Origin of the sequence: Streptomyces sp. NBC_00322, assembly GCF_036147535.1 — a bacterium.
Classification (GTDB): domain Bacteria; phylum Actinomycetota; class Actinomycetes; order Streptomycetales; family Streptomycetaceae; genus Streptomyces.
Genome location: NZ_CP108019.1, coordinates 5875045 through 5895088 on the forward strand (window position 1 = coordinate 5875045; position 20044 = coordinate 5895088).

The 20044-nt window shown below is 70.7% G+C and carries 14 protein-coding genes, 1 tRNA gene and 1 pseudogene; 13 read left to right on the forward strand and 3 right to left on the reverse strand.

The window, feature by feature from the left end; genetic code table 11:
- The 3 genes from OG905_RS26845 (at window position 1) to OG905_RS26855 (ending at window position 620) form a co-directional block, all read left to right on the forward strand.
- Complete coding sequence (locus OG905_RS26845; protein WP_324980570.1) at window positions 1-168, forward strand: hypothetical protein; 168 nt, start codon at window positions 1-3, stop codon at window positions 166-168.
- Between the two features lie 3 nt (window positions 169-171).
- Entirely contained in the window at window positions 172-405 is a 234-nt protein-coding gene (locus tag OG905_RS26850; RefSeq protein WP_040916346.1) for a hypothetical protein, read from the forward strand.
- 142 nt (window positions 406-547) lie between these two features.
- Window positions 548-620: transfer RNA gene (locus OG905_RS26855), tRNA-Ala, on the forward strand.
- Window positions 621-706: 86 nt separating this feature from the next.
- Here the strand turns inward: OG905_RS26855 and OG905_RS26860 are convergent.
- On the reverse strand, window positions 707-2302 hold the full coding sequence (locus OG905_RS26860) for a ferredoxin (RefSeq protein ID WP_328677862.1): 1596 nt from the start codon (window positions 2300-2302) through the stop codon (window positions 707-709).
- Window positions 2299-3732, reverse strand: a complete 1434-nt coding sequence (locus OG905_RS26865; protein ID WP_328677863.1) for a hypothetical protein — start codon at window positions 3730-3732, stop codon at window positions 2299-2301. Before OG905_RS26865 ends, OG905_RS26860 begins: the two co-directional genes overlap by 4 nt.
- Window positions 3733-4318: 586 nt before the next feature.
- Between OG905_RS26865 and leuS the strand changes: the two genes are divergently transcribed.
- The 8 genes and pseudogenes from leuS (at window position 4319) to holA (ending at window position 14948) form a co-directional block, all read left to right on the forward strand.
- Window positions 4319-7174, forward strand: coding sequence for a leucine--tRNA ligase (gene leuS / locus OG905_RS26870; RefSeq protein WP_328677864.1), 2856 nt, complete (start codon window positions 4319-4321; stop codon window positions 7172-7174).
- 119 nt (window positions 7175-7293) lie between these two features.
- Complete coding sequence (locus OG905_RS26875) at window positions 7294-8073, forward strand: hypothetical protein (RefSeq protein WP_328677865.1); 780 nt, start codon at window positions 7294-7296, stop codon at window positions 8071-8073.
- 77 nt (window positions 8074-8150) lie between these two features.
- A complete protein-coding gene (locus tag OG905_RS26880) occupies window positions 8151-8996 on the forward strand; it encodes a DegV family protein (protein ID WP_328677866.1) in 846 nt (281 codons plus the stop codon).
- Window positions 8997-9106: 110 nt separating this feature from the next.
- Entirely contained in the window at window positions 9107-10174 is a 1068-nt protein-coding gene (locus OG905_RS26885; protein WP_328677867.1) for a ComEA family DNA-binding protein, read from the forward strand.
- Window positions 10171-12759: pseudogene (locus OG905_RS26890) on the forward strand (ComEC/Rec2 family competence protein); the annotation flags it as partial. The gene OG905_RS26885 and the pseudogene OG905_RS26890, both read left to right, overlap by 4 nt.
- 100 nt (window positions 12760-12859) lie before the next feature.
- Window positions 12860-13636 (forward strand): arylamine N-acetyltransferase family protein, encoded by a 777-nt coding sequence (locus tag OG905_RS26895; protein WP_328677868.1) that lies wholly within the window; start codon window positions 12860-12862, stop codon window positions 13634-13636.
- 11 nt (window positions 13637-13647) lie between these two features.
- Entirely contained in the window at window positions 13648-13893 is a 246-nt protein-coding gene (locus OG905_RS26900; RefSeq protein WP_328677869.1) for a hypothetical protein, read from the forward strand.
- 68 nt (window positions 13894-13961) lie between these two features.
- The gene (gene holA / locus OG905_RS26905; RefSeq protein ID WP_328677870.1) at window positions 13962-14948 is read left to right on the forward strand and encodes a DNA polymerase III subunit delta; all 987 of its coding nucleotides are present in this window, start codon (window positions 13962-13964) and stop codon (window positions 14946-14948) included.
- A gap of 476 nt (window positions 14949-15424) precedes the next feature.
- On the opposite strand, the gene rpsT is transcribed toward holA, so the two are convergent.
- Window positions 15425-15691 (reverse strand): 30S ribosomal protein S20, encoded by a 267-nt coding sequence (rpsT, locus tag OG905_RS26910; protein WP_328677871.1) that lies wholly within the window; start codon window positions 15689-15691, stop codon window positions 15425-15427.
- A 210-nt stretch (window positions 15692-15901) separates the two neighbouring features.
- Between rpsT and lepA the strand changes: the two genes are divergently transcribed.
- The gene (gene lepA, locus OG905_RS26915) at window positions 15902-17767 is read left to right on the forward strand and encodes a translation elongation factor 4 (protein WP_328677872.1); all 1866 of its coding nucleotides are present in this window, start codon (window positions 15902-15904) and stop codon (window positions 17765-17767) included.
- Between the two features lie 352 nt (window positions 17768-18119).
- A complete protein-coding gene (locus OG905_RS26920) occupies window positions 18120-20009 on the forward strand; it encodes an AMP-dependent synthetase/ligase (RefSeq protein ID WP_328677873.1) in 1890 nt (629 codons plus the stop codon).
- Window positions 20010-20044 lie beyond the last annotated feature (35 nt).

Consider the following 20044-nt stretch of genomic DNA (forward strand, 5'->3'; position numbering starts at 1 on the left):
ATGTCCGCCAGCGGGAGCGAGGAGGCCGAGGATGACCTGCTTGCCGCGGCGGAAGCACGCGCTCGTCTCAGCTGCCCGTCCTGCGGTTCGGCGCATGTCGCCCAAGTCCTCGGCGACAATGGCGGAGTGTCCTACGTGTGCACGGCCTGCGGCCACAGCTGGAGCTGAATGATGGGTGCACACAGGCGTAAATGCGACTGGTGCGGCAGTGGTACGCCCATCGTCCGGGACATGGACCCGATCAATCCCGAGTACCAGTACTGGTGCGAGGAGTGTGCGCGGGCGCTGATCATAAAAGGCGACCCCATCGAGACGTACAGAGAGCTCGAAGGTGAGCCGATCTACGGGCGGCTGCTGGACGAGCACTGCACCCTGAAACGGTTCTACTCCTTCGCCACGGCGTGACAGGGACGGCTCGCGCCGTCGGCGGTGCCCCCTCGGAGCGTCCGGGCGGCCCCGGAAACGATTTGGTGAAGCGCCGGGGGGACCGTGTAATGTTGTCGACGTCGCCGCGGGGGAAGCCTTCCAGCAGGGCGGCACATCGCAAGGGGCTATAGCTCAGTTGGTAGAGCGCCTGCATGGCATGCAGGAGGTCAGGAGTTCAATTCTCCTTAGCTCCACAGAAGCAGTACAGATCAAGCGCTACGCACAAGGAAGCGGGCCACCCGGATCGGGTGGCCCGCTTCCTTGTGTCCCGTCAGCCCCGTCAACCGCGGCCGCTGCCAAGGGCCTTGCGGTTGCCGCCGGGCAGTTCCCGCCGGCCGGAGGGCGCGGGGGCCCGCTCGGCGGGCATCTGCTCGATACGCATCGCCAGTGCGGGACACCGGCGTACGGCCCGCTGAGCGCGCCCCTGCAGGTGCATGGGAACGACCGCGTCGGCCACCGAGGGGTAGCCGTCGGGGTTGAGCCGGATCAGCTCCGGGATGATGTCCGCGCACAGCCCGTGGCCCTGGCAGAGCGTCCAGTCGATGAAGACCTTCTCACCGCTCGGAATCGACTCTTCCGCCTCCTCGTAGCCGGGCAGCGGGAGCGGCAGCACGCCGGTCGTCTCGCGTCCGCAGCCGCCGTGGAGCACATGGGCGGCGAGATCGTCGGTGAAGGCGGACAGGGTCGAGGCGAAGAAGCGCGCCGAGCCGTCGGGGTGCTTGCACGCGCCCCGGCCCTTCACGGCCTGGGTCACCTCGCGCAGCGCCTCCAGGGCGGCAGGGCCACCGCCGTTGATGACGTCGGACAGACCGCCGGCCGCGGCGGGCAGGCCCAGCTTGCAGGGGCCGCACTGCCCGGCCGTCTCGGCGGCGAGCCAGTTGGCCACCCTCAGCGCCTCGCCCAGCGGGCAGGTCTCGGGGCCGATCGGGAGGATCGCTCCCGCGCCCAGCGAGCCGCCCACGGAGGCCAGGGACTCTCTTGAGACGAGCGACTCATGGACGGCGACCGAGTCGATCCAGTTGCCGTGGTAGCCGCCGGTCAGCACGCCCTGGGGGAGCGGCGGGGCGCCAGCCAGCTGCAGCACGTACCGCAGCGGCACACCCGTGGGAACCTCGACGACCATCGGGCGCGCGACCGCCCCGGAGATCGTCAGCATGACCGTGCCCGGCTCGGTGTCCAGGCCGGTGTGGCCGTAGCGGCGTGAGCCGATGCGGGCGCCGATGGCGAGCTGCGCGAACGTCTCCGCGTTGGACAGCAGGGTCGGCGCGCCGCCGACGCCCGTGTCGGAAGCGCGCTCACGGCGACCCGGCGGCAGCGCGGGGCCGCCGTTGACGGCACGGATCACGGAGGAGGCTTCGCCGGAGACCATGCGCTCCGGGGTGCGAACCACCCGCGCGCGCAGCTGCTGCCCGCGCCGGTCGGACAGGCCGCGCTCGGCGAGCGCGGCGCGCATGGAGATCTCCGTGGAGTTGCGGGTGACCGCGACGACCAGAGTGCGCGCGCCGAGCGCCTCGGCGGCGAGCAGTGCGCCGTCGAGGATCAGGTGGGGGGCGCGGTTGAGCAGGACGGTGTCCTTGCGGCAGGCGGGCTCGCCCTCACTGCCGTTGATCACGACGACGGGCCGCACCCCGCGCCGGATGGCGGACTTCGCGACCGCTCTGAGTTTTTGTCCGAAAGGGAAGCCTGCGCCGCCGCGGCCGCGCAGGGATATCTCCTCGGCGAGCTGGGCGAGCCGCTCGCCGGTCATGGGTTCAAGAGGGCCGTGCACCTTGAGATGCATGGGGAGGTCGAGTCGTTCGACAAGGTCGAACCCCTGCGTCAGCTGGGGAAGGCCGACGACTCGGACCTCGGGGACATCAGGAAGGGGGGTGTTCACGGTCGGTCTCCTGCGGGCGCGTTCCAGGGCTCTCCCGCCGGAGGCGGAAAGAGGGGTCCGGGCATTGGCGCTGTGTCTTCGTAGCCACCGGCAGTGCCGGATTGGTACGGGGAGGGGGGTTCTTCGTACGGGGATGAGGGTTCATAAGCGGACGGCGTGTCGTACGAGGCTGTGCCGTACGAGGGGGAGGGAGGTGCTTCGTACAGAGGTGCTTCGTACACGGGAGGGGCCTGGTACGCCGAAGGAGCGGGGGACTCGGACGGCTCCGGCAGGAAAGCCTGCGCGGGAGGCGGGGGCGACGGGGCCGGCCACAGGCCCGGCCTGGGGCCCGACTCCGAGACGACGGGGATCTCCTCGGTCATCGGGATGCGCTCGGCCAGCGGGGCCGTCTGGTCGCCCGCGAGGGACACCGCGCGGTACGCGGCGGAGATGCCGGTGCCGGGGCCGATGCCGCCGCCTGCGGTCCTCTCGGCGGGGGCCTCCGCGATCGGGGGCGGCGGGGCTTCGTAGAGCTGGGGCGCGGGGGCGGCGAGCCGTCGCGGCTGCGCGCGCGACTGGCCGAGTGGGCCGCCGAGCGGGGTCTCGCGCTGGAACTCGGCCTCGTACGGGCGCTGCGAGGGAATGCCGTTCATGCCGTTGAGTCCGGCCGGTGCGGTCACTCCGCTCGCACCGGGGAGCGGGGAGGCGTTCAGATCGCGCTGTGCCCATTCCTCCTCGCCCTGCCTGTCGTCGGCCGAGCCGATCACGGAAAGGATCTTGGCGGCGAGGCGGCGCTTCACAGGTCGCGGCAGCATCCGCATTGCGACGGCAGCGGCGACGGCGGTGAGCGTCAGGCAGTACATGGTGACCACCCATGTCGCGGCCGGTCGACCGGTGTACAGCCCGTGCACAAGGGCGAAGCACCAGGCCGGGTAGGCCAGCATGTGGAGCGGCCGCCAGCGGCCCGCCACCTTGACGTTGGCCGCGAGGGCGCTGCGCAGCGCGCCGGTCGTGGCTGCCACCACCATCAGGAACCCGGCGAGCGAGCCGAAGCCGATCAGGCTGGACGTCCCGGTGACGCCGAGTCCGAACGGGACCAGGGCGCCGATGAGTTCTACATGGCCCAGCGACACCTTCACGGTGGCGTGGAGCAGCAGGAAGCCGAGCGAGGCGACCGCGGTGCTCCGGTGGATGCCCTGGGCGAGGAGGCGGTGGCGCGTGGAGAGCAGCAGCCGGTCGGTGGCGATCAGGCCCCACGCCACGGAAGCGGTGAGGGACACCAGGGACAGGACCCCGGTCGTGAAGTCGAGCGCGGCGCGAAAGCTGTCGCTCCCGCCGACGGCGAGCAGGGGTATGAGCACCAACGCCGCAGCGGTCAGGCCGCCTTGGACCTGGCGACTGAGCCCGGGGCCCGGCGCTGGCGACGAACGGCTTTTGCGATGAGGGTTCATGGGGCGACTCCGAATGGTGCGGGAAATGCGGTCCCGTTAACGCATGCTAGGTCGACCCATACCAAGTGGTCTGAGGTTTCAGCGTTTAGAGAGCGGAACCACAGTCAACTGACTCTGGGGTTGCCCCGGATAGGCCCGATACGCGGAGTAACTTGAGCGCCTTGAGGTATTGGCCTATGCCAATCGGGGGGTGCTCCGGGGCGCGATGAGGGGCGTGCGCCGGTGGCGCGTGAGGGGTGCGTGGGGGTGTTCGGGGGTTCGACGGGGTAACAGTGAGTGTCATGCGCGGGGTATGTGCGCGGGTTAGGTGGGGGAAGTGTGCAGAGGCGCGGTTCGTACCGCCCTGATCCCCGCGGTCGGGTACTGGAGCCGCTCGGCGGCCCCGCTCAGGTGCCATGCGGCCGGTTCGTCCGCTGCGGTACCCTGACGCCATGCGTGCCGTACGCCTTCTGCTTAGCGAGCCGCGCTGATCAGTCCCGACGGATGAAAGATCCGGTCGGAATCGGCGCGGCGTCCCCTCCTGTGCGAGGGGTTTTTTCGTTTTGGATTCCGCTGGCAGAGACGAATCGATGGAGCTTCAAAGATCATGAGCGAGACGAATTCAGCTGCAGAGGTGGCCGCAGCGCACCGCTATACGGCTGCCATGGCGGCCGACATCGAGGCACGCTGGCAGGACTTCTGGGACGCCGAGGGCACGTACGAGGCGCCGAATCCGAGCGGTGACCTGGCCGGGGACCCCGCCCTGGCGGCCAAGCCCAAGAAGTTCGTCATGGACATGTTCCCGTACCCCTCGGGCACGGGTCTGCATGTCGGGCACCCCCTGGGCTACATCGCCACCGACGTGTTCGCCCGCCACCAGCGCATGACCGGGCACAACGTCCTGCACACGCTGGGCTTCGACGCCTTCGGCCTGCCCGCCGAGCAGCACGCGGTCGCCACCGGCACGCACCCGCGGGTGTCCACCGAGGCCGCCATGGAGAACATGAAGCGGCAGCTGCGCCGACTGGGCCTGGGCCACGACCAGCGCCGGTCGATCGCGACGATCGACCCCGAGTACTACAAGTGGACCCAGTGGATCTTCCTGCAGATCTTCAACTCCTGGTACGACGAGGACGCGCAGAAGGCCCGTCCGATCGACGAGCTGGTGACGCAGTTCGAGAGCGGTGAGCGTGCCGTTCCGGGCTCCACGCGCGCGTGGAGCGAGCTGAGCGCCGTCGAGCGCGCCGACGTACTGAGCGGCTACCGGCTGGCGTACGCCTCCGACGCGCCCGTCAACTGGTGCCCGGGCCTGGGCACTGTACTGGCGAACGAGGAAGTCACCGCCGACGGACGTTCCGAGCGCGGCAACTTCCCTGTCTTCAAGGCCAAGCTGCGCCAGTGGAACATGCGCATCACCGCCTACGCCGACCGGCTGCTGGACGATCTGGACGGCCTGGACTGGCCCGAGGCGATCAAGCTGCAGCAGCGCAACTGGATCGGCCGCAGCGAGGGCGCACGCGCCCACTTCTCCGTCGACGGCCACGACGACGCGCGGATCACGGTCTTCACCACCCGCCCCGACACGCTGTTCGGCGCCACCTACATGGTGCTGGCGCCCGAGCACGGCCTGATCGACTCCATCGTCCCGGCCGAGTGGCCCGAGGGCGTCACGGAGCAGTGGACGGGCGGTGCGGCCACTCCTGCCGAGGCAGTCGCCGCGTACCGCAAGCAGGCCCAGACGAAGAGCGATGTCGAGCGGCAGACCGAGCACAAGGACAAGACCGGTGTCTTCACCGGTGCCTACGCCCTGAACCCGGTCACCGGCGAGAAGATCCCGGTCTTCGTCGCCGACTATGTGCTGATGGGCTACGGCACGGGCGCGATCATGGCCGTCCCCGGTCAGGACGAGCGCGACTGGGAGTTCGCCGAGGCCTTCGACCTGCCCATCATCCGTACCGTCCGGCCCCCCGAGGGCTGGGAGGGCGAGGCCTTCACCGGCCAGGGCCCCGCGATCAACTCCTCCAACGACGAGATCTCGCTGGACGGCCTGGGTGTCGCCGAGGCCAAGGCGAAGATCACCGCGTGGCTGACCGGTCGCGGTATCGGCGAGGGGACCGTCAACTTCCGGCTGCGCGACTGGCTGTTCAGCCGGCAGCGCTACTGGGGCGAGCCCTTCCCGATCGTGTACGACGAGGACGGCGTCGCGCACGCCCTGCCCGAGTCGATGCTGCCGCTGGAGCTGCCCGAGGTCGACGACTACTCGCCTCGTACGTTCGACCCGGACGACGCCGACACCCAGCCCGAGACGCCCCTGTCGCGCAACGAGGACTGGGTCGACGTCGAGCTGGACCTGGGCGACGGCGTCAAGCGCTACCGCCGCGAGACCAACACCATGCCCAACTGGGCCGGTTCGTGCTGGTACGAGCTGCGCTACCTGGACCCGCACAACAGCGAGAAGCTGGTCGACCCCGAGATCGAGCGGTACTGGATGGGGCCGCGCGAGGGCCTGCCGCACGGCGGCGTCGACCTGTACGTGGGCGGAGCCGAGCACGCCGTGCTGCACCTGCTGTACGCGCGGTTCTGGTCGAAGGTGCTGTTCGACCTGGGGCACATCTCCTCGGTCGAGCCGTTCCACAAGCTGTACAACCAGGGCATGATCCAGGCGTACGTCTACCGGGACAGCCGCGGCTTCCCGGTGACGGCGGCCGAGGTCGAGGAGCGGGACGGGAAGTTCTACTTCCAGGGCGAGCCCGTCAAGCGCGAGCTGGGCAAGATGGGCAAGTCCCTGAAGAACGCGGTCACTCCGGACGAGATCTGCGCCGAGTACGGCGCGGACACGCTGCGTCTGTACGAGATGGCGATGGGCCCCCTGGATGTCTCGCGGCCGTGGGACACCCGGGCCGTGGTCGGCCAGTACCGGCTGCTGCAGCGGCTGTGGCGCAACATCGTCGACGAGGCGACCGGTGAGGTCACGGTCGTCGACACCGAGGCCGACGAGCCGGCGCTGCGCGCGCTGCACAAGGCGATCGACGGCGCCGGACAGGACCTGGCGGCGCTGCGCTTCAACACCGCCATCGCCAAGATCACCGAGCTGAACAACCATCTGACCAAGGTGGGCGGTCCGCTGTCGCGCAGCGTGGCGGAGCGGATGGTGCTGCTGATCGCCCCGCTGGCCCCGCACATCGCCGAGGAGCTGTGGCACAAGCTGGGCCACGGCGACTCGGTCGTGCACCAGGACTTCCCGGTCGCCGACCCGGCATATGTCGTGGACGAGTCCGTGACGTGCGTGGTGCAGATCAAGGGCAAGGTCAAGGCGCGGCTGGAGGTCTCCCCGTCGATCTCGGACGGGGAGCTGGAGGCGCTGGCGCTGGGTGACGCGGCGGTGGTCGCGGCGCTGGGCGGCGCGGGCATCCGCAAGGTGATCGTGCGGGCGCCGAAGCTGGTCAACATCGTCCCCGCGTAGCGCGGGCCGGTTGACGGCAGGGGTTTCCCCTACGGGCAGGTTGGGGGTTCCGATGGAACCCGCGGCCTGCCCGTTCCGTTTACGGTGGAGGGACAACAGCCGACGCCGGAGGGGCGCTCATGGAAGCCGCGATTCTGATACTGGCGCTGCTTTTCGTCGCCTTTGTGGCGTTGGGGGTGTATGTCAGCGTGAAGGTCATCGGTGCGGCCAAGCGAGGCGTGGAACGCACGGTCACGCAGGCGCGCCGCACCGTCGAGGAGACGACGCTTCGCGCGAAGAGCTACGGACAGGGCGGAGTGGTCGGCGAGCTGGCGCAGCTGCGGCTGTCGCTGCGTACGTCGATGAGGGCGACCCAGGACGCACTGCACGCCGGTGAGGCCGAGGACGCCTCACTGTCGGAGTCGATCGGCCTGTTCCAGCGGCTGAGTGCGCATGGCCATGAGCTCGACGACGAGCTGAAGCGACTGGAGCGCGAGCCGGACCGCGCGACGGTGGCGTCGCTGCTGCCCGGGCTGCGTGAGCGTACGGAGCGGATCACGCGCTCGGCCGAGTCGCTGCGGTGGGCGGCGCGGGACCGGGCACGGAAGTTCGCCGACGACGATCTGGACGCGCTGAGCACGCAGATCGATGTGGAGGCCGGCGCGCTGCGGCACTGGTCGGAGGCGGCGGAGCCGCAGGTTCCTGCGGCGTCGTGGCCGGAGGCCGGGGGCACGGGCGGTGCCGGAGGTGGCGTTGACGGTGGTGGCGACCGTGGTGTCGCGGAGCAGACGTGGCCGGAGGCCGGGGTTGGGCCCGGGCAGACTGTGGCTGAGCAGCCGCAGGCGATCACGGCACCCGATCCCCGGCAGCAGACCTCCTACCCCTGGCAGAAAACAGCCCGTCCGGAGACCACGAACTGAACCACCAGGCAGGCGACGCGATCATTGACGAGGGCCCGGGCTGCCGTCCGGCCGCGCCTGCGGGTAACCTCCCGCTCATGTCCCGCCATGTCGCGATCGTCACCGATTCAACGGCCTACCTGCCGCCGCCGACGATGGAGCGCCACGGCATCATCACGGTGCCGCTGACCGTCGTACTTGGTGATCAGGCGCTCGAGGAGGGCACCGAGATCTCGGCCCGCTCGCTGGCGCTCGCATTGCAGAAGCGACGCCCGGTGACCACTTCCCGGCCGAGCCCCGAAGTGTTCGCCGAGGCGTACCGCGCGAGAGCCGAGGCCGGAGCGACGGGAATCGTCTCCCTGCATCTGTCGGGCGAGTTCTCCGGGACGTACGACGCGGCTGTGCTGGCCGCCAAGGACGCGCCGGTGCCGGTGCGGGTGGTGGACACCGGGATGGTCGCCATGGCCCTGGGATTCTGCGCACTCGCCGCCGCAGAGACGGCGGAGGCGGGCGGCACGCTGGACGAGGCGGTGGCCGCCGCGGAGAAGCGCGCCGCGGGCACGTCGGCCTACTTCTACGTGGACACCCTGGACTATCTGCGCCGGGGCGGCCGGATCGGTGCCGCGCAGGCGCTGCTGGGCTCTGCGCTCGCCGTGAAGCCGCTGCTCCAGCTGGACGGCGGCCGGATCGAGCTGCTGGAGAAGGTGCGTACGGCGTCGAAGGCGATCGCCCGGCTGGAGGAGATCGTCGTCGACCGGGCGGGCACGAGCAGCGTCGACATCGCCGTGCACCATCTCGCCGCGCCGGAACGGGCCGCGGCGCTGGCCGAGCGACTGCGGGAACGGGTTCCGGGCCTTGTGGATCTGCATGTGAGCGAGGTGGGCGCGGTGATCGGGGCGCATACGGGACCGGGGCTGCTGGGGGCTGTGGTCTCGCCTCGATGAGGACCTGCCGACGCTCTTGTGGGTGACCGGGTTATCCACAACAGGGCGGTTGTCCACGGAAATTGGGCCTGCTCAGCGGGTTCGGGTGGATGTGCCTACCGTCCTGTGACATGGCTCTGAGAACACGTTCCGCACGTAGTGGCCCGGGCAGGGCGCAGGCTTCGGACGGCCGCGCTCGCGACGGCCGCGTCGGCGATGGCCGCGTCCGCGACTTCGGCTCGCGTAGTGGACCCGGCCGTGGCGTGCACCGTCCTGCTCGCCGACCCGCTCGTCTTCGCGGCGGGCGGGTGGCTGCCGCGTCGACCACAGCCCTGCGCCGGCGCGCGGACGCCCTGTTCGACGGATCGCCGGGCGGTACGGGACCTGCCGACCCGCCCGGCGCGAGTCTCGACGCTGCTGTCGGCCGCTCGCGTGCCGAAGGGCGCGCCGTCGCAGCCGCGGATGTGGACGTCGGCGCGGATGTGCACATTGGTCCGAGCGCCCGGCAGCGCATGCGGCTGGCGGTGCGGGAGCGCTTGCCGTTGTGGGTGCAGCTCAGATGTGGTCTGGAGCCCAGGGCTCTCGCCGCCCTGGCCGTCGTGCTCGTGCTGGCCGCGGGCTTCGCGGTCCAGCACTTCTGGGTGGGGCGGCCCCAGAGCGTACGGGCCCCGGAGCTGGTCCAGCAAGGCGCGGCCACGCCGGAGCCACGGCCGTCCCCCGGGCCGCCGCCGCCCGATCCGGGGCCGGGCGGCGGGCGGATCGTCGTCGTCGACGTCAGCGGCAAGGTGCGGCGGCCGGGCGTTCACCGGCTGCCGGCGGGATCAAGGGTGGCCGACGCGCTGCGGGCGGCCGGTGGCGTCAGAGCGGGTACGGACCTGACCGGGCTGAACCGGGCTCGGGTGCTCATGGACGGAGAGCAGGTGGTGGTGGGCGTCGCCGTACCGCCGGGGTTGCCCGCCACCGGATCGGGTCCGGGCACACCGGGTCCGGCAGGGGCCCAGCCGGCGGGACCGGTGAGCCTCAACTCGGCGACCGTGGAGCAGCTCGACACCCTGCCCGGGGTCGGTCCCGTGCTGGCCCAGCACATCGTCGACTACCGCACCCAGCACGGGGGTTTCCGGTCTGTCGACGAACTTCGCGAGGTCAACGGGATCGGCGACCGCCGGTTCGCGGACCTCCAGACCCTCGTACGGCCATGACGCGCCCCGCGGTGCATGCCGCGTCGGGCCGTCGGCTGGGGGCGTCCGACCCGCGGCAGGAGGGACCGGCGGATCTGCGGCTGGTGCCCCCGGCCCTGGCGGCCTGGGCCGCGGCTGCTCTTGCCGTGGGCGTGCCGGGCTGGTGGGCCGGGCTGGCCGTGACCGTCTGCGTTGTCGTCGCGGGGCTATTGCTGGCTCCGATGTCGGTGCGGGCGATGCGTGCCCGAACGGGCGGCGGAGGTCCGGCGGCCGATGGCGAGGATGCGGGCTCCGGCCGACGCGGGCTCCGGCTCAACGCCACCGCGCTGGCGGCCATGTTGCTGTGCGGTGCCGCGGGTGCGGCCTCGGCCGGTCTGCACGGCGCGGATCTGCGGCGCGGTCCACTGCCGGAATTGGCGGACCAATATGCCCACGTCACGGCCGAATTGACCGTCACTTCAGATCCGCGACTGACCCGGCCCCGGGTCCGCGGCGATCAGATGGCCGGACGATCCGTGGTGCTGGACGCGGAGGTGAGCCGAGTGACGGGGCCAGGCGGCACCGTGACCGTGACCCGGACGCCCGTGCTGGTGATCGTGCGGGCAGGTGCGTCCGGAGAGGCGGGCGATTCCGCAGCCCGGTGGCTGCGGCTGCTGCCCTCCACCCCGCTCCGGCTGGCGGGCCGGCTCGCGCCGCCGTTGAATGCCGACGACCGGTTCGCCGCGGTCCTGCGGCCGGACGGGGCCGGTCCGCCGCCGATCACGGGGCCGCCGACCGCCCTTCAGCGCACGGCCGGAGGGCTCAGGGCAGGACTGCGCGCTGCAACGGACGGGCTCGCCCCGGATGCCCGCGCTCTGCTCCCCGGGCTGGTCGTGGGCGACACCACTCGGGTCCCGCCCGACCTCCAAGATGCCTTCGAGGCAACGGATCTCACGCATCTGCTCGCCGTATCGGGCAGCAATCTGACCGTCGTGCTCATACTGCTGATCGGACCGCCGGGCACCGCGCTGCTGGCCGAACGGCGGGGTCTCGCACCCCGGTTGGGTATCACCCTGCGAGGGGCCGCACTCCTCGGCGGTGGGCTCACGCTCGCTTTCGTCGTCGTGTGCCGACCGGAACCGAGCGTGCTGCGGGCCGCGGCCTGCGGGACCGTCGCTCTGCTCGCCATCGGCACCGGACGCCGCCGGTCGCTCTTGCCCGCGCTGGCCACCGCCGTACTCCTGCTCGTCCTGTACGACCCGTGGCTCGCGCGGAGTTACGGCTTTCTGCTCTCCGTTCTGGCCACGGGCTCGCTGCTCACCATCGGCCCCCGCTGGAGCGCGGCCCTTCAAGGCAGAAGGGTGCCGCCCCGGCTCGCCGAGGCGCTGGGTGCGGCGGCTGCCGCACAGGCGGTGTGCGCTCCCGTGGTGGCGGTCTTCGCGGCCAGGGTCAGCCTGGTGGCGATCCCCTGCAATCTCGTCGCCGAGCTCGCGGTCGCCCCGGCCACGGTTCTCGGGTTCGCCGCTCTCGCCGCGGCGCCGGTGGCGATGCCGGTTGCCGAGGCGGTGGCCCGCTGTGCGGGGTGGCCCGCGGGGTGGATCGCCTCCGTCGCGCGCACCGGGGCGGCGCTGCCCGGGGCTGAGGTGGGGTGGCCGGACGGCTGGCCGGGCGGGCTGTTGCTGGCCGCCGTCACGGTCCTGGTCGTGCTTGGCGCGCGGCGCCTTCCCAGGCATCCCTGGTGGGCGGCAGGCTGCACGCTGCTGCTTCTGCTCGCCGTGCTGCGTCCGGCCCCGCTCACCAGAGCCATGTCCGGCTGGCCGCCGCGGGGATGGACGTTCGCGATGTGCGATGTCGGTCAGGGGGACGCCATCGTGCTTGCGGCGGGCGGGGGTTCGGCCGTCGTCGTTGACGCGGGGCCCGATCCGGAGCTCGCTGACCGCTGCCTGCGTGACCTGGGAGTCACCCGGGTTCCGTTGATCCTTTTGACGCACTTCCACGCCGATCATGTCCGGGGGCTGCCAGGTGTGTTGCGGGGCCGAGCTGTCGGCGTGGTCCAGACGACGACGTACGACGAGCCCTGGGAGCAGAGCGTGTTCGTGCGGAGGACGACGGCTGCGGCCGGGGTGCCCGTGGTCCGTGCGGGGCCGGGGGAGAGGCGGAGGGTGGGGCGGCTTGCGTGGCAGGTGCTGTGGCCGCCGGCTGCCCGTGCATCCGGGGCAGCCCGTGCGGCCGGGCTTGGCCTTCCGGGGCTGGGCTACGTACCGGAGGGGCCCAATGACGCCAGCGTGACGCTGCTCGTACGGATCGAGGGCGGCCCGACCCTGCTGCTTCTGGGCGACCTCGAACCACCGGCCCAGAGGGGGCTGTTGCGTGCCTTCCCGGCACTCCCTCCCGTCGACGTCCTCAAGGTCGCCCACCACGGCTCGGCCCATCAGCACCCTGGCCTGTTGCGGGGCGTACGCGCACGGCTGGCGCTGATCTCTGTGGGCGCGGACAACACGTACGGCCATCCCTCGCCTCGGACGATCGGCGCGTTGCGGGCCGGGGGCGCGGTGGTGCTGCGTACGGACACGGACGGGGCGGTCGCGGTGACGGGAGGCGGCCGGGACCTGCGGGCGGTGCCGCGCGGCCCCGATCCGCCGCCGCGGATGACGCCGGCGCATCGGGCCACAGGCCTAGGACCAGGGGTCCATGGCGTGCGGACACCCCGCGCGCCACACTCTGCTCATGGATGCCTACCTCCGCCGTATCGGCGCGAGCCGCCCGCGGCGCGCCGATGCCGACGCACTGCGCGAGCTGCAGCTGCGGCACTTGCAGACGGTCCCCTTCGAGAACCTCTCCATCCATCTCGGCGAGGACATCGTGCTGGAGGAGAAAGCGCTCCTGGCCAAGATCGTGGAGGCCGGGCGCGGGGGCTTCTGCTACGAACTCAACGGAGCCTTCGCCGGGTTGCTGCGCGACCTCGGCTTCGGTGTCAGCCTCCTCCAGGGGCGGGGCTTCGGCGACGGGGGGCGCCTCGGTATCCCGTACGACCATCTCGCCCTGTTGGTCGAGACGGCGGACTCGACGGGTCCCTGGCTGGCGGATGTCGGCTTCGGCGACCACTGCCACTACCCGCTGGCGTTCGACGAGAGGGGGGACCAGGAGGACCCGGCCGGTACGTTCAGGATCGTCGAGGTTCCGGAGAGCGGTGATCTCGATGTCCACCGCGACGGGAAGCCGCAGTTCCGCCTGGAGCGGCGGCCGCGCGTCCTGGACGACTTCCGGGCGGGGGCCTGGTGGCACCGGACCTCGCCCGATTCCCACTTCCCGCGGTCGGTCGTGTGCTCGCGGCTCACCCCGGAGGGCCGGATCACGCTCAGCGGCCGCAAGCTGGTCACCACCGTGAGGGGCGAGCGCCACGAGCAGCCGCTGGCCGACGACGCGGCGGTGCTCGCGGCCTACCGCGAGCACTTCGGGCTGGTGCTCGACCGCCTGCCGTCGGCTCCCGGCCGGGCCACCTGAACAATGACCCTGTGAGTGCTGTGAGACATGTACTGGTGCTGCCCGACCGCGACGCCGCGGAGGAGACGGCCGAGGCCCTGCGGGACCGCTTCGGTATCGCCGATGAGCCCTTGCTCGTACGGGACGCGCTGGCCGGTGAGGACGATGCCGAGGACGCCCAGTGGCTGGTGGTGGTCGAGGACCCGGAGCGGCGGCTCGATCCGGTGAAGCTGGACGAATTCGCGGGGGAGTGGGACGGCTGGCTCGAGCAGCCGTAGTACTCGAGAAGCCGTAGTGATCGCGGGGCCGGGGGCGGTGTCAGTGGTGCGTGGGATGCTGGACCGCGATGGCCACCAGGAAGAATTCGACCGACGATCCCCTCGCCCCTGTCACGCTCGCCGTGGGCCAGGAGGACCTGCTCCTCGACCGTGCCGTACAGCAGGTGGTGGCGGCCGCCCGGGCCGCCGACGCCGATACGGACGTGCGCGACCTCACCGCCGATCAGCTGCATCCGGGCACTCTTGACGAGCTGACAAGCCCTTCGCTCTTCGCCGAGCGCAAGGTCGTCGTCGTGCGGAACGCGCAGGATCTGTCCGCGGACACCATCAAGGACGTCAAGGCGTATCTCGACGCGCCCGCGGAGGAGATCACGCTGGTTCTGCTGCACCCCGGCGGGGCGAAGGGGAAGGGGCTGCTGGACGCGGCTCGTAAGGCGGGGGCGCGCGAGGTCGCCTGCCCCAAGACGACGAAGCCCGCGGAGCGGCTCACGTTCGTACGCTCCGAATTCCGCGCGCTCGGGCGGTCGGCGACGCCCGAGGCGTGTCAGGCACTGGTCGACTCGATCGGCAGCGATCTGCGCGAGCTTGCCAGTGCGGTGTCCCAGCTGACGGCCGACGTGGAGGGGACCATCGACGAGGCGGTCGTCGGGCGCTACTACACCGGACGGGCCGAGGCCTCCAGCTTCACGGTCGCCGACCGTGCGGTGGAGGGGCGGGCGGCGGAGGCGCTGGAGGCGCTGCGCTGGTCGCTCTCGACCGGGGTCGCCCCGGTCCTGATCACAAGCGCGCTGGCGCAGGGGGTGCGGGCGATCGGCAAGCTCTCCTCGGCCCGTGGCGGGCGGCCCGCGGATCTCGCGCGTGAGCTGGGCATGCCGCCGTGGAAGATCGACCGGGTGCGGCAGCAGATGCGGGGCTGGACGCCGGACGGGGTGGCGGTGGCACTGCGGGCGGTGGCGGAGGCGGACGCGGGGGTCAAGGGCGGGGGGGACGACGCGGAGTACGCGCTGGAGAAGGCGGTGGTGGCGGTGGCGCGGGCGGCGAGGTCGCGGCGCTGAGCCCTGCGGTGGCCTTTTCCCCACCCCGCCCCTCCCCGAACCGGGGGGTAGGCCCCCGGACCCCCGGGGAGGGGAGACGTGCGGGGTACTTCGTACCCCGCACACACCCCGAAGCGCCGGCGATGCTGCTCGGCGTGACGGCGACCCGCCTCCGCGCCCGACGCTGGCTTCGCGGCACAGGCGCGGCCCGGCGTGACGGCGCACCCGCGTCCCGGCCACCCCTGCGCCCGGCGCACCCCGAAGGGCCGCTCTCGCGGCGCCGAGCAGGCGACCCACCCGGCGCCCGCCCCGCCCCCGCACCCCCCAACGCCGAAAGCCCCGGTCCCGTCCTGGGGAAGGACGGTGACCGGGGCCACGGATCAAGCTTGGTGCGCCGCACCCGCGTGGCGAACGCAGGCCGCGTGCGGCGCGAAGGGTGCCGGGTCAGGAGCGGAAGAGAGGGCCCGCTGAATCCCTACCGGCGACAATCAAGAGGTTCAGCCCTGCAGGGAGCCAACCTTGGCGGCCAGCGCCGACTTCTTGTTGGCGGCGGCGTTCTTGTGGATGACACCCTTGGAGACGGCCTTGTCCAGCTTCTGCGACGCCTCACGGACGGCCACAGTGGCCTTCTCGACGTCACCCGCTGCGACAGCCTCACGGGCCTTACGGACCGCGGTCTTGAGCGACGACTTGACGGCCTTGTTGCGCAGGCGCGCCTTCTCGTTCGTCTTGTTCCGCTTGATCTGGGACTTGATGTTCGCCACGAAAGAGCCTTTTCAGGTTCGGTGAAACTTCGATCTCTGAGGTTGCGTCCCGCACTGAGAGGGCACGAGACACAGCTGCCCAGGTTACCAGCCGTTCATCCGACGGCCCAAACCGGGCGCAGCCCCGCAGCCATGGGACCATAGAGGCTACGTATCGATCCGCCATCGCCCGAGACGAGACGCCCCGCGTCTCAAGAATCAGGACCCTGCGTGCCCGCGACTCCTACCAACGTGCCCGAGCCGAGCCGTACCGACCCGGCGCTGATCCGCAACTTCTGCATCATCGCGCACATCGACCACGGCAAGTCGACCCTTGCCGACCGGATGCTTCAGCTGACCGGGGTGGTCGAGCAGCGGCAGATGCGTGCTCAGTACCTCGACCGTATGGACATCGAGCGCGAGCGCGGCATCACGATCAAGTCCCAGGCAGTCCGGCTGCCCTGGGCGCCGACCGAGGGGCCGGATCAGAGCAGGACCCACATCCTGAACATGATCGACACCCCCGGGCACGTCGACTTCACCTACGAGGTGTCGCGGTCCCTCGCCGCCTGTGAGGGCACGGTCCTGCTGGTCGACGCCGCGCAGGGCATCGAGGCGCAGACCCTCGCCAATCTCTATCTGGCGATGGAGAACGACCTCACGATCGTTCCGGTCCTCAACAAGATCGACCTGCCGGCCGCACAGCCGGAGAAGTTCTCCGAGGAGCTCGCCAACCTCATCGGCTGTCAGCCGGAGGACGTCCTCAAGGTCTCGGCCAAGACCGGTGTCGGCGTGGAGGCCCTGCTGGACCGCGTGGTCCGCGACGTCCCCGCCCCGGTCGGTGTCGCCGACGCCCCCGCCCGCGCGATGATCTTCGACTCGGTCTACGACTCGTACCGCGGAGTCGTGACGTATGTACGAGTCGTCGACGGGCAGCTCAACAAGCGCGAGCGCATCAGGATGATGTCCACCGGCGCCACCCACGAACTCCTCGAGATCGGCGTCTCCTCTCCCGAGATGACCCCGGCCGACGGCATCGGCGTCGGCGAGGTGGGCTACATCATCACGGGCGTCAAGGACGTACGTCAGTCCAAGGTGGGTGACACGATCACCTCCCTCACCAAGGGCGCAACCGAGGCGCTGGGCGGCTACAAGGACCCCAAGCCGATGGTGTTCTCCGGCCTCTATCCACTGGACGGCTCGGACTACCCCGAGCTGCGCGACGCCCTCGACAAGCTGCAGCTCAACGACGCCGCCCTGGTCTACGAGCCGGAGACCTCCGCCGCGCTCGGGTTCGGCTTCCGCGTCGGCTTCCTCGGGCTTCTGCACCTGGACGTCATCCGTGAGCGTCTTGAGCGCGAGTTCGGGCTCGACCTGATCGCCACCGCCCCCAACGTGGTCTACCGCGTGGTCATGGAGGACGGCGCCGAGCACACCGTCACCAACCCGAGCGAGTTCCCCGAGGGCAAGATCGACGAGGTGCACGAGCCGGTCGTGCGGGCCACCATCCTCGCCCCCAGCGAGTTCATCGGCTCGATCATGGAGCTCTGCCAGACCCGTCGCGGCACGCTGCTCGGCATGGACTACCTCTCCGAGGACCGGGTCGAGATCCGCTACACCCTCCCCCTCGCCGAGATCGTCTTCGACTTCTTCGACCAGCTGAAGTCCAAGACCCGCGGTTACGCCTCCCTCGACTACGAGCCCACCGGCGAGCAGGCCTCCAGCCTGGTCAAGGTCGACATCCTGCTGCACGGCGACAAGGTCGACGCCTTCTCCGCCATCACGCACAAGGACGCGGCGTACGCGTACGGCGTGCGGCTGGTCGCCAAGCTCAGGGAGCTCATCCCGCGGCAGGCCTTCGAGGTGCCCATCCAGGCCGCCATCGGCTCTCGGGTCATCGCCCGCGAGACCATTCGCGCCATCCGCAAGGACGTCCTCGCCAAGTGCTACGGCGGTGACATCTCCCGTAAGCGGAAGCTGCTGGAGAAGCAGAAGGAAGGCAAGAAGCGGATGAAGATGGTCGGCAGCGTGGAGGTCCCGCAGGAGGCCTTCATCGCGGTGCTGTCCAGCGACGAGGGCGGCAAGGCGAAGAAGTAGCCCAGGAGAAGTGGCCCGGAGAAGTAGCCGGGGAGAAGCAGCCCAAGGGGAGTGGCCCACGAGTCGGGACCGGCACGTGGAGACCGACAGGCTGACATGACGAGCGAAAGCGCCCGCCGGGGGTCCGGACGGGCGCTTTTCGCGTGTCAGGCAAGCGCATCCCCCGATACGTGAGAGGTGCACCGATTATCGGTTCCGGCCAGTGATCCTGCCGTCTGTTCGTTATGAAGCGGCAGCCCGCTGCCTCTTACGCACCGGCTTGGTGCGCTCTACTCTGATCACGGCTCGATGGTTACTCGCCAGTTAAACAACCAGCCAGTCGTGCAGTGCTGCCGCAGGCCCGGAGGACGTCGTGAGCGACACACAGACCCTGATCGAGAACCGACCGCCCTCGGTGGCGACCCTCTTCGCCGAGCGCGTGGCGGCCACGCCCGACGCCGAGGCCTACCGGTATCCGGTGGCCCCCGCCTCCGGTCATGGACCCGACGACTGGAAGTCGTTGAGCTGGGGCCAGGCCGCCGAGCGGGTCTACTCCATCGCGGCCGGCCTGATCGATCTCGGCGTACAGCCCGAGGAGCGGGTCGCGCTCGCCTCCTCCACCCGCGTCGAGTGGATCCTCGTCGACCTCGGCGTGATGTGCGCGGGCGGCGCGACCACAACGGTCTACCCGTCCACCAACGCCGAGGAGTCGGCGTACATCCTCGCCGACTCCGTGAGCCGGGTGCTGATCGCGGAGAACGCCTCCCAGCTCGCCAAGGCGCGTGAGAAGCGGGCCGATCTGCCGGGGCTGAAGCATGTCGTCGTCATCGACATGGCGGGCGTCGAGCCGGACGAGAGCGACCCCGAGGGCTGGGTCCTCTCGCTCGCCGACCTGGAGGCGCGCGGCGCGGAGTATCTCGCCAAGCACCCGGAGGCCGTCAAGGAGCGGGTCGGTGCGATCAGGGCCGACCAGCTGGCGACGCTGATCTACACCTCGGGCACCACGGGCCGCCCCAAGGGCGTCCGGCTGCCGCACGACAACTGGTCGTACATGGCCAAGGCCATGGCCGCCACCGGCCTGATCGGCCCGGACGACGTCCAGTACCTCTGGCTGCCGCTCGCGCACGTCTTCGGCAAGGTGCTGACCTCCGGACAGATCGAGGTCGGCCATGTCACCGCCGTAGACGGCCGCGTCGACAAGATCATCGAGAATCTGCCGGTCGTGCAGCCTACCTACATGGCCGCCGTGCCGCGCATCTTCGAGAAGGTCTACAACGGCGTCGCGGCCAAGGCGAGGGCCGGCGGCGGCGCGAAGTACAAGATCTTCCAGTGGGCGGCCGGGGTCTCCCGCGAGTACGCCAAGGCCACGCAGGACAACTACCGGCGTACGGGCACGGCCGGCGCGCCCTTCGGGCTGAGTGCCAAGCACAAGGTCGCCGACGTGCTCGTCTACTCCAAGCTCCGCGACGCCTTCGGCGGGCGGCTGCGGGCCGCGGTCTCCGGCTCCGCGGCCCTCGCACCGGACATCGGTTACTTCTTCGCCGGCGCCGGGATCCACATCCTGGAGGGCTACGGCCTGACGGAGTCCAGCGCGGCGTCCTTCGTCAACCCGGGCGAGGCGTACCGCACCGGCACCGTCGGCAAGCCGCTGCCCGGCACCGAGGTGCGCATCGCGGACGACGGCGAGATCCTGCTGCGCGGTCCCGGCATCATGGAGGGCTACCACGGGCTGCCGGAGAAGACGGCCGAGGTCCTGGAGTCCGACGGGTGGTTCCACACCGGGGACATCGGTGAGCTGTCCGCGGACGGCTATCTGCGGATCACGGACCGCAAGAAGGACCTGATCAAGACGTCGGGCGGCAAGTACATCGCGCCGGCCGAGGTCGAGGGTCAGTTCAAGGCGGTCTGCCCGTTCGTGTCCAACATCCTGGTGCACGGTGCGGACCGTAACTTCTGCACCGCGCTGATCGCGCTCGACGAGCCCACGATTCTCGACTGGGCCAAGGAGAACGGTCTTGACGGCAAGTCGTACGCGGAGGTCGTGGCCACGAAGGAGGCCGAGCAGCTCATCGAGGGCTATGTGAAGCGGCTCAACGAGGGGCTGCAGCGCTGGCAGACGATCAAGAAGTTCCGGCTGCTTCCGCGGGACCTGGACATTGAGCACGGCGAGCTGACTCCGAGCCTGAAGCTGAAGCGGCCGGTCGTCGAGCGGGAGTACAAGGACCTGATCGAGGACATGTACGCGGGCTCGCGCGAGGCGTAGGCCGAGGGCGGGGGCCGGAGCCCGGCCGGGCCTTC

Bases quoted from the DNA above. Each gene is read 5' to 3' on its own strand.
- leuS (WP_328677864.1), top strand. From the start codon at position 4,319: ATGAGCGAGACGAATTCAGCTGCAGAGGTGGCCGCAGCGCACCGCTAT.
- OG905_RS26875 (WP_328677865.1), top strand. From the start codon at position 7,294: ATGGAAGCCGCGATTCTGATACTGGCGCTGCTTTTCGTCGCCTTTGTG.
- OG905_RS26895 (WP_328677868.1), top strand. From the start codon at position 12,860: ATGGATGCCTACCTCCGCCGTATCGGCGCGAGCCGCCCGCGGCGCGCC.
- OG905_RS26850 (WP_040916346.1), top strand. From the start codon at position 172: ATGGGTGCACACAGGCGTAAATGCGACTGGTGCGGCAGTGGTACGCCC.
- OG905_RS26845 (WP_324980570.1), top strand. From the start codon at position 1: ATGTCCGCCAGCGGGAGCGAGGAGGCCGAGGATGACCTGCTTGCCGCG.
- holA (WP_328677870.1), top strand. From the start codon at position 13,962: ATGGCCACCAGGAAGAATTCGACCGACGATCCCCTCGCCCCTGTCACG.
- OG905_RS26880 (WP_328677866.1), top strand. From the start codon at position 8,151: ATGTCCCGCCATGTCGCGATCGTCACCGATTCAACGGCCTACCTGCCG.
- OG905_RS26865 (WP_328677863.1), bottom strand. From the start codon at position 3,732: ATGAACCCTCATCGCAAAAGCCGTTCGTCGCCAGCGCCGGGCCCCGGG.
- OG905_RS26885 (WP_328677867.1), top strand. From the start codon at position 9,107: ATGGCTCTGAGAACACGTTCCGCACGTAGTGGCCCGGGCAGGGCGCAG.